This window comes from Trichocoleus sp. Lan (genome assembly GCF_039961855.1).
Lineage (GTDB): Bacteria > Cyanobacteriota > Cyanobacteriia > Cyanobacteriales > FACHB-T130 > FACHB-T130.
In genome coordinates this window covers 1-7,376 of sequence record NZ_JAMPKA010000062.1, presented here as the reverse complement: position 1 = coordinate 7,376, position 7,376 = coordinate 1, and the positions used below count along the sequence as shown (strand labels likewise).

The following is a 7,376-nucleotide window of genomic DNA, read 5'->3' as shown; positions in this document are numbered from 1 at the left end:
ATTGTTCATGAATTAATGGTAATAAGACGTAACAAGCTGCCATTTTTTCAGAGAGGTCTGAGGGCTATGTCCTTGATTTTACGCATATTTTGACGGGGTTGTCACCCCGTGAGCTAATAATCCGTAACCGATTGTCCATAGCCAACTTTGGTGTGTCAGCGAAAAATTTGGTTCAATTAAGATGGGGTAGCTGAGAACTACCTAACATACTGCCTAGGTTACTCGCAGTATAGAGGAAATAAGGATCGGAACTCGCTGGGTGTCCTGTCTGAGCAAACCACTTTTGCACTAAAGGCGCACTGGTAGCAACCACAAAAAAGGGAAATCCGACACAGAAAATCAGCAAAAATAACAGCCAAGGGATAGGATTGGCATCATGAGGAGGAATCCAGTTCTTAGCAGGAGTAATGGGTAAAAATGCTATTGGTAATAGCAGAAAAATAGTGTGAAGGATAGCTTGTTTGCGAACCCTGAACCAACTTGTTGTGATGTGGGAATAGCCATAAACTAGTAATAAAATCGCTTGAAAAAAAATAGGCAAGTGTTCCATACTGATGGAGATCCGCCTAATAAAGGCAGAATCATCTTGGCAACCATCAATTGTACTCACAAAAGGAGGAAAGCACTAACAAAAAGGGTGGAAGAAAAAAGAATAATCAAAAGCAATGCTCCTTTGGTAAATAGTTGAGAGGATGTTTGAGAAGTGGGAAGATTAGTAAAAAAGCTCATTCAGTGTACGCTGCGAATAGAGATTCCACAGCACCGAGAGAGCTACATGAGTAAAGCTTATCCTAGCAATCTAACGTTAGAGCAATTTGAATTGCTCAATGACCTGCTTCCAGAACCAAAACCCGGTGGTCGTCCACGTGAAGTCGAGATGTGGGAAATCCTCAACGCGATCTTCTACCTTCTGTGTGAGGGGTGTTGCTGGCGTGCTCTGCCGGGTGACTTTCCCAAATGGCAGACTGTCTATACCTACTTCCGCAACTGGCGCATCAACGGAACCTGGGTGAGGATACATGACCATTTGCGCCAGTGGGTGCGCTTAGAGCAGCAGCGACATCCCAGTCCATCAGAAGCCGTCATCGACAGTCAAAGCGTCAAAACTGCTGCGATGGTCAGTGAGCAGGTTGGGTTTGATGCTGGAAAATTGATCAAGGGTCACAAGCGGTTCTTGACGGTCGATACCTTGGGCTTGGTGTTGCGTGTTTTCGTGACCACTGCCAGTGTAGGTGAACGCGAAGGCGGCTTTCCAAGTCCTCAAGAGTGTCAAACGCATGGACAAAGCAGTGTCACGGCTACACACGATTTGGGTTGATGGTGGTGCATGATGGCAATCCCTTCATGACTTGGGTGATGGACGTGTGCCGTTGGACCCAAGCAAGTCGTGCTCAGACCAGAGCAGACTAAAGGCTTCGTCTTGCTCAAAAAGCGTTGGGTCGTGGAACGGACTTTTGGCTGGCTGATGGGCTATCGGCGATTGGTTAGAGACTATGAGTTATTGCCACAAACATCAGAGACGTTAATCTACCTGGCCATGATTCGCATTATGGTGCGCCGCTTGGCATAAAAGCTTACACCTCACACCTTTTCAAACATCCTCTGAGACTTACATTAATTATATTTGCAACAGCCCACAATGCAATTCAGTTTGTATAGCTAATTTAAAAAATCCAGTTTTTATTCTATTAATTCGTTTAATCTTGACTTAGTTTTTTGAATGTATACTTATGTCAAATTCAGCTTCAATTTTTAGCGAATTTCCCACTTTTTCTCAAAGGTAAAATCAGTCAATTCGTTGTGATTTTGCCCCAACTCATAACTGATGCAGAGATCGTCTTGGCGCGTCGGTTCAACTAGCGATCGCGCTCTATCCCTTCATCCCTCACTGCGCGCATCCCTCAAGCCTTCTAGGAAGCCGCGTTGAGCGTGCGATCGCATATTCTCCTCGCTCAACTCCATCAAGCACACCAATTCATGTCCTTTGTAATATTCTGGATTCCGTTCTAAAAAGTAGCGCACATCTGGTTTATGCTGAAATCCTTCTTTAATCTCTGCCCAGCTTCCTCGCAAATGCCCTAGCGACGAGGGAAAGCGAATTAACCCACTCGCAGGATCGTAGTCATCTCCAAATTTTGTCTGAGCCAGGTAATCCATCAACGCCTGATAATTTGCTGGCGTTGGATATCGCCAAGTCGGATAAAAACGTTGGGCAAATACTGACAAGTAGCGATACGTCCGGTATCCCTTAACAATTAGAAACCAATATAAAGGTTGCTCCATTGCTTCGCCTTTAATTTTCCCAGCCAGACGACACCACGCCAATGGCAGGGTTTGTTCTCCCCAATATTGATGATGGATAATCGTATCGCCGGAGAAAATAGCACGTTTCGGCTTTCCTTCAAATTCAAACGAAAGAATCGCCAGTGTGGAAAAACCTTGAAGTTTTTCCTCTTCATTCCACAGCAGGATTACATAATCTTTGTTACTCAAATCCTGTTGAAAAATTTCCCAACTGCTGCCATCGTAATACTGGGTATATAAGTCATACATCAATCGGATTAGGTACGTTTGGATTTTTGGTTTAGGGACAACTTCAGCTTTTAAACGGTTCATAGAGTCAGAAAATAGCCAATATAAACTGCTGGATTGCCAGTCCATCATAACAGTCCAATTTCTGAGTAGGGTCTAAAAAGGCTGGCTACCATGTAAACGCTTCCTAAAGCTGTCAGAACAGGGGTCAGCTAAATTAAGTCAAGTAACTTTTAATCAAAAATATCCAATCTGGGATTTTAAAGTTAGCGATCGCTGTCTGCTCAAACCGGGTTTCAATTTTTACTGCGATTGCCCATCATCGCGGGTAGAGAGTGAATGACGCAACAAATACCAAAACACAGCTAAATTTACCGAAAAAACTGCTAACTTTAGTAGCGATATTCTGCGGAATAGCTCAAAAATTTCAGGTGGAATACTAATCCCTACCAGTACCAAAACTAATATTTTTGCCCAACCTTTTTGATACCACAGACCGATTCCCTCAATCGCAGTTAAAATCGCGTAGAGTCCAACAGCTATGCTGGTAAACTGCAAAGTTTTAGGGTTAAAATTCAAAATTTTGTCCAAAGTCCATTTAATAATGTCTAATTTACCTTCTAAAGCCCAAGATTCTGAAAAATCAACCAAAAGCTGATGTTCTTTGACTGTTAATCCTAAAGCGATCGCAATCACCGCAAGCAGTAAAGCACTGAAGATTTTGTAAATAACGATTGCCACTAAACCCGGTGGGCGCTTAGTAATATTTTTCACATGAATTACCCGTGATTTTGGTGAATGAGTCAGCCGCTTCTGGAACACCCGAACAATTAGGCACTCGCTTACGTTTGATCGTATGCGGGCGAGTGGGGCAAAGCTGCTCCTTTGAGAGGTATTCCAAAAAGTAGATATCTCCTCTCCAGCCCCAAGAATTTTCATTAGAGTGCAACATCAACGTCACAAGCACGTCACATGAGATGTCTAAATTAAGAGATGTAGAGATGTTAAACAAAGCATCTATACAGGCAAATTTACATAGCGTTTTCACGCGGACGCACTTGGTAAACCAGCGGATAACAGAGCTGTCTTCGCCAGAGCCAAGCGTACAGAATTTTAACTTCCTTGTCGCAGGTGTCAACAATGAAAAGCAAACAGCAAGATAGCGATTATAATTCCAGGCAACCCAACCAGAAAGGATTTGACGCTTCGGCACCTAAACCCTGGCAAAAGGCAGCCACCTATGTATCGCTGGTGCTGCTGGGAGCTGGTGTCACCTTCTCAGGCGGCTATCTGGGGTCAAATACCCTGCTGTCCTCCAAGGAGTCTACTTCTAAAGTGTCTCTAACCCCAGGAGTTGCGGTTGCTCAGGCACAACTACCACTTAGCACAGACACTAACTTTGTTACAGAAGTTGTGGACAAGGTGGGACCAGCAGTGGTGCGGATTAATTCTTCCCGCACGGTGACACAACAACTCCCTGACGCTTTCAATGACCCCCTCTTCCGCAGGTTCTTTGGCGCTGAGTTGCCGACTGGCCCACAAGAGCGAGTGGAACGGGGTACGGGATCGGGCTTTATTATCAATACGGATGGTCAAATTCTCACCAATGCCCATGTAGTCGCTGGTGCCGACACTGTAAACGTCATTCTCAAGGATGGGCGCACCTTTACAGGTAAGGTGATGGGTACAGATCCGGTAACAGATGTCGCCATCGTTAAAATTCAGGCGGATAATCTGCCGACGGTGCGTTTGGGTGATTCAGATCGGCTGAGACCTGGGGAATGGGCGATCGCTATCGGTAACCCCTTGGGTCTAGATAATACCGTCACAACAGGGATTATTAGTGCCACCGGACGCTCTAGCTCTCAAGTTGGCGTTCCCGATAAGCGGGTAAACTTTATCCAAACAGATGCCGCGATTAATCCGGGTAACTCAGGCGGGCCACTGCTGAACGCCAAAGGTGAAGTGGTTGGGATGAATACAGCGATTATCCGGGGTGCCCAAGGATTAGGCTTTGCGATTCCTATCAATACCGCTCAACGCATTGGCAATCAGCTGGCGACGACTGGCAACGTGCAACATCCTTATCTGGGCATCCAGATGGTGAAACTCACGCCTGAAGTCAAACAGCAAATCAATGAAGATTCCAACAGTCGCGTGAATATCAATGCGGATCGAGGCATTCTTGTCGTCAGAGTCATGCGAAACTCCCCTGCTGCCAATGCAGGGTTACGCACGGGAGATGTTATCCAAAAAATCAACGGTCAATTGGTCACAGACACAGACACAGTACAACAGCAAGTAGAAAGGAGCCAAGTGGGCAGTAGTTTACAGATGGAGGTGCTTCGGAATGGGCAAACGATTAACCTACCTGTAACCACTGCGGCTCTCCCGACCCAGAGCGAGTAGTGTGTTAATAGCTTTCTCAATCAGTCAGTAAGACAAGGTTTCTGAGGATGGGTATTTTGCCCATCCTTTTTGTATGTATTATCAGATTCCATAGGGGCATGGCGCAAATACGCCCCTACGTAAAGAGTGGGAGGTTAATAAATTCACGATCTTTCAAGTCTCCTCAACTCAGAAAATTATCCAACCCTAAACACTACTGACTAGCAAGGTAGCTGGGGGTCGATGAAGCAGGAAATGAACGCTCAAAAAGCAGTAGATGAGTCAGACTAGAGAGGCTGGGTGCTTTCAGGATCAGAGATGGTGACAATTGTTGTGGTTTTCAATGTGCTGCTCTCGCTGATGCTGTTGTATGTTGCCTGGAAAATCCGAAAACTGCGATCGCGTCTGGCAAAAATTACAAAGATTGTACTCGCAGCCGAACGGAATACTTATAAAGTGTTACGGGGTGCCCCCAAGACTCTTTCTAAAGGTCAGCTTGGGGTTAATCGGCTCACAGAGCGATATCAGCAACTCGATCCTCAACTACAACGGGTGCAAAAAATTTTGGCATTGTTCGGTTTGGGACAAAAACTCTGGCTGCGGAATAAGCCAAAGTCCATAGGAATAACGCAGCGCTTCTGGCGCAGGAGTTGAAACTACCCAAACCACTGCTGTTAAGATAAGGGCGATTTTCTTTTTCCAAAGGTACTCGTATTGTTGCCTGTACCAACGACGGATGAAGGAAAACTGCCTAAAATTGGAATTAAGACATAGAGACTAGAAAATGTCAAACAACCGTGCTGGATCATTTATTGGTGGTCTGCTGCTAGGCAGCGCTCTTGGAACCATTACCGGATTATTGGTTGCCCCTCGTACAGGCCGAGACACGCGGCGGCTGTTAAAAAAATCTGCCGATGCCCTACCAGAATTAGCCGAAGACCTATCGACCAGCGTGCAACTGCAAGCTGACCGTCTCTCAGAATCAGCACTGCGAAACTGGGATGAAACGCTTTTGAGATTAAAACAGGCGATCGCTGCTGGAATTGAAGCATCTGCACGCGAACAAGAAGCACTCAAACAAATCATGGATGAAGAAGTCCAGGCTGATGCACGCCCCCTTGTAACCACAGACGATAGGCGATCGCAAGAGTGACTGAACCCTTATTTTGGTTAGGATTTTCGGTTTTACTGGTGGCGGTTAGCTTAGCTGCCGTCTTAGTATCGCTGCTGCCAGCGGTACAAGAATTAGCGCGGGCAGCTCGCAGCGTAGAAAAGTTAGCAGATACGCTAAACCGAGAAATGCCCCCCACACTAGAATCAATTCGCCTGACGGGTTTGGAAATTAGTGACTTGACAGATGATGTCAATGAAGGTGTCAAGAGCGCCAGTCAAGTCGTTAAACAAGTCGATCAAAGCATTAGCGGTGCTAAGAAGCAGGCTCAAAACGTGCAAGTTGGCACCCGCAGCGTCTTTGCCGGTGTGAAAGCTGCTTGGAAAACTTTCAAGCGTCCTACGGGAGGGCGTAGGTCAATCGAGCGTTTGCCACCAGGGCAAAGAAATGGTTTTGAGCCTCGTGGATACGGTGATTCTTATCAAGACACTGAAAATGCCTCCACTTCTCATAAAAATTATCAGGAGTGGGAGTCGTCAGACTCAGAAGATTATTAATACAGATGCCGTTGAGAATACCAGCTATGAGAAAGAATCAGGGAAACTCAGAACCGACCGATTCTGCAACTGACTTGCTACTAGAGGATCGTTCATCAAACCGCAGACGAAACAACCAATACAACGGTGTTTTTGCCCTGATTTTGATCAACCTAGTTATCTTTATTGCTGACCATATTCTCAGCCTCAATCTTCAAGGTTTATATCTCAATCATGCCCGCCCAGCCTTTTATCAGTTCTTCACGGCGATGTTTTGTCATGCCAGCTGGGCGCACTTGTCGGGAAATCTATTTTTTCTTTATATCTTTGGTCGCCTAGTTGAGGAAGAGGAAGGGATCTTCGGGGTGGTCGCTTCCTACATCATCTGCGGACTGGGCGCTAGTCTGATGAGTTGGCTTTTCCAGCATGGGCCAATCTATTCTTTAGGGGCTTCGGGAGCCGTCTTTGGCTTATTCGCGGTCAGCGTGTTGATTAAGTTGAGCTGGAATTGGCGCAAAGTCTTGGAAGTTCTGATTTTGGGTCAGTTTGTGATTGAGCGAGTGTTCTTTGAATTTCAACAAACTGGGATTCAAGACGGGGTAGACCATTTTGCTCACTTAGGAGGCGCTGTTGTAGGAGTAGCGCTGATTATGGGTTTGATGCGGCTTGACCCCACCCGGTTTCGGAAAACTTAGTTAACGTCAGTTCGGGTTAAGCCGAAGGCAGCAAGTTGTGGTCAATGGCAATCGCTGGCTTCTTCGGTTGATGGCAGTAGGCAATCAATCCGCAGAGAATGTTGACAAAGCAGT

8 protein-coding genes and 1 pseudogene are annotated in these 7,376 nt (G+C 45.9%); 6 read left to right on the top strand and 3 right to left on the bottom strand.

The genetic code is table 11. The features are described 5' to 3' along the window. Positions 1-172: 172 nt before the first annotated feature. Positions 173-550, bottom strand: a complete 378-nt coding sequence (locus tag NDA03_RS27585) for a hypothetical protein (protein ID WP_348235252.1) — start codon at positions 548-550, stop codon at positions 173-175. Between the two features lie 225 nt (positions 551-775). On the opposite strand from NDA03_RS27585, the pseudogene NDA03_RS27580 reads away from it, so the two are divergent. Next, positions 776-1,570: pseudogene (locus NDA03_RS27580) on the top strand (IS5 family transposase). A 308-nt stretch (positions 1,571-1,878) separates the two neighbouring features. Here NDA03_RS27580 and NDA03_RS27575 read toward each other — a convergent pair. Continuing rightward, the gene (locus NDA03_RS27575) at positions 1,879-2,664 is read right to left on the bottom strand and encodes a hypothetical protein (RefSeq protein ID WP_190413010.1); all 786 of its coding nucleotides are present in this window, start codon (positions 2,662-2,664) and stop codon (positions 1,879-1,881) included. A gap of 171 nt (positions 2,665-2,835) precedes the next feature. Then, entirely contained in the window at positions 2,836-3,306 is a 471-nt protein-coding gene (locus NDA03_RS27570) for a DUF2127 domain-containing protein (protein WP_339380690.1), read from the bottom strand. A gap of 366 nt (positions 3,307-3,672) precedes the next feature. Between NDA03_RS27570 and NDA03_RS27565 the strand changes: the two genes are divergently transcribed. The 5 genes from NDA03_RS27565 to NDA03_RS27545 all read left to right on the top strand — a co-directional run bounded on the left by NDA03_RS27565 (position 3,673) and on the right by NDA03_RS27545 (position 7,262). Next, a complete protein-coding gene (locus NDA03_RS27565) occupies positions 3,673-4,941 on the top strand; it encodes an HhoA/HhoB/HtrA family serine endopeptidase (RefSeq protein WP_190413012.1) in 1,269 nt (422 codons plus the stop codon). A gap of 279 nt (positions 4,942-5,220) precedes the next feature. Next, positions 5,221-5,574: a hypothetical protein gene (locus NDA03_RS27560; protein WP_348239801.1), complete on the top strand. Its 354-nt coding sequence runs from the start codon at positions 5,221-5,223 to the stop codon at positions 5,572-5,574. A gap of 130 nt (positions 5,575-5,704) precedes the next feature. Continuing rightward, positions 5,705-6,073 carry a YtxH domain-containing protein gene (locus tag NDA03_RS27555; RefSeq protein WP_190413014.1) on the top strand — a complete coding sequence of 123 codons (369 nt, stop codon included), beginning with the start codon at positions 5,705-5,707 and terminating at the stop codon, positions 6,071-6,073. Next, a complete protein-coding gene (locus tag NDA03_RS27550) occupies positions 6,070-6,588 on the top strand; it encodes a DUF948 domain-containing protein (protein WP_348239800.1) in 519 nt (172 codons plus the stop codon). Before NDA03_RS27555 ends, NDA03_RS27550 begins: the two co-directional genes overlap by 4 nt. A gap of 26 nt (positions 6,589-6,614) precedes the next feature. Further along, the gene (locus NDA03_RS27545; RefSeq protein ID WP_190429728.1) at positions 6,615-7,262 is read left to right on the top strand and encodes a rhomboid family intramembrane serine protease; all 648 of its coding nucleotides are present in this window, start codon (positions 6,615-6,617) and stop codon (positions 7,260-7,262) included. Positions 7,263-7,376 lie beyond the last annotated feature (114 nt).

Bases quoted from the DNA above. Each gene is read 5' to 3' on its own strand.
- NDA03_RS27555 (WP_190413014.1), top strand. From the start codon at position 5,705: ATGTCAAACAACCGTGCTGGATCATTTATTGGTGGTCTGCTGCTAGGC.
- NDA03_RS27545 (WP_190429728.1), top strand. From the start codon at position 6,615: ATGAGAAAGAATCAGGGAAACTCAGAACCGACCGATTCTGCAACTGAC.
- NDA03_RS27565 (WP_190413012.1), top strand. From the start codon at position 3,673: ATGAAAAGCAAACAGCAAGATAGCGATTATAATTCCAGGCAACCCAAC.
- NDA03_RS27585 (WP_348235252.1), bottom strand. From the start codon at position 550: ATGGAACACTTGCCTATTTTTTTTCAAGCGATTTTATTACTAGTTTAT.
- NDA03_RS27575 (WP_190413010.1), bottom strand. From the start codon at position 2,664: ATGATGGACTGGCAATCCAGCAGTTTATATTGGCTATTTTCTGACTCT.